The following is a 1,318-nucleotide window of genomic DNA, read 5'->3' as shown; positions in this document are numbered from 1 at the left end:
CTTGCTAATAAGCTCTAAATTGTTACAAGTACTATAAAGCTGTAACATTGCCAAAAGGAATTGTAGATGAGAGATCTGACTCCCGAATATTTGCTAGCCGCTCTACGACAAGCGATTAAAACAAAGGGGCTAACATATCGAGAGCTATCTGAAAAAATGGGCATGCCATTGTCCACTTTTAAGAGACATTTAACCAGTACCAACCTCGCGTTAGATAAACTGCTTGAATACTGTCGTGCGATTGACTGTACATTGGATGAATTGCAAAAGTTAGCCAATCAGTTGCAAGGTGAAGATGAAGATTATTTTAGTCGAACACAAGATGAAGTGTTTTTTCAGTTCCCACATCTTTACGATTTTTATCGTGAACTGAGGATGTTGCGCGGGAAAGATGGATACACAATTTTAAAGAAGAAATACGACTTATCAGAGCAAAGCATGTCTGATTATCTGGGTGCACTAGAGTTGCTAGACCTTGTTTACGTAGATGAAAACAAAAGTATTACGTTGCACGGCCCGCTGTACTACAGCTACGCAGAAAACTCGAAGTTAAACGATAAGTACACCGAGATAATCAAAGAGCAAACAACGACACATGATAAATGCGTTCGTGTTGCTTTGGCGCGAATGAAAATTACGGAAGAACAGTTGCTGGAGCTTGAAGATCAAGTAGCGAAAACGGTGATTGATTTTCACTCGAAGAATGTTGTCGCTGAAAACTTTAATGTTTCCGACTTCACAAACGTAGTTCTACTTGCTGGGCCACATCAACCAGTGACATTCTCTGATGGAATTGTAGAAACAGAATCTCGTTTTATTGACGATATTCGCTACGCAATTGCAGCAGCAGGGGATAAACCAAGCCTTTCAATTTAATCCATTCACTTATCTCTCAGAGCCAATGGCTTGCATCTTAGGTATTGGGAAATATCGAGTTTGTAAGCTCTTGGCTTAACGTCTATCTCTCGCCTAAATCTTCAGCACATCAGTTTGTCTAGCCTTTTTTTTAGCATTTTAATGATAAAACTATAGATTTTTGTAATTTTTCGTTATGGATAAATTCATACTTGTAATGTTTGTTTTTTGATCTATTATGACGAAGTGTCAATTGTGACGGTTCGTCAAAAATGGTGACGTTCCTGTTTTACATAATCGTGTTACAATTATCAGGAGTGTGTGGGTATACGGATCAAAGGATTATGTTTAACTTTCGCTGTAAAAAGGATGGTAAGCGAGACGGGTGTCGTGTCTCGTCCGGGCTAACCAAAAAGCAACAAGCGATTGCGGATAGAGAAGTTGAGCTTATTCAACTGGCTAA

General features: G+C 39.1%; 1 protein-coding gene and 1 pseudogene. Both read left to right on the top strand.

Annotated features, from left to right (window positions below; all coding sequences use genetic code 11):
* Positions 1-66 precede the first annotated feature (66 nt).
* The gene (locus R7Q38_RS23560) at positions 67-876 is read left to right on the top strand and encodes a helix-turn-helix domain-containing protein (protein WP_005462617.1); all 810 of its coding nucleotides are present in this window, start codon (positions 67-69) and stop codon (positions 874-876) included.
* Positions 877-1,127: 251 nt separating this feature from the next.
* Positions 1,128-1,318, top strand: a pseudogene (locus R7Q38_RS23555) (TetR/AcrR family transcriptional regulator); the annotation flags it as partial.

It is taken from the genome of Vibrio sp. Vb0598 (assembly GCF_033338935.1).
Lineage (GTDB): Bacteria > Pseudomonadota > Gammaproteobacteria > Enterobacterales > Vibrionaceae > Vibrio > Vibrio alginolyticus.
This window is presented reverse-complemented; position numbering and strand designations above follow the sequence as displayed.

Bases quoted from the DNA above. Each gene is read 5' to 3' on its own strand.
- R7Q38_RS23560 (WP_005462617.1), top strand. From the start codon at position 67: ATGAGAGATCTGACTCCCGAATATTTGCTAGCCGCTCTACGACAAGCG.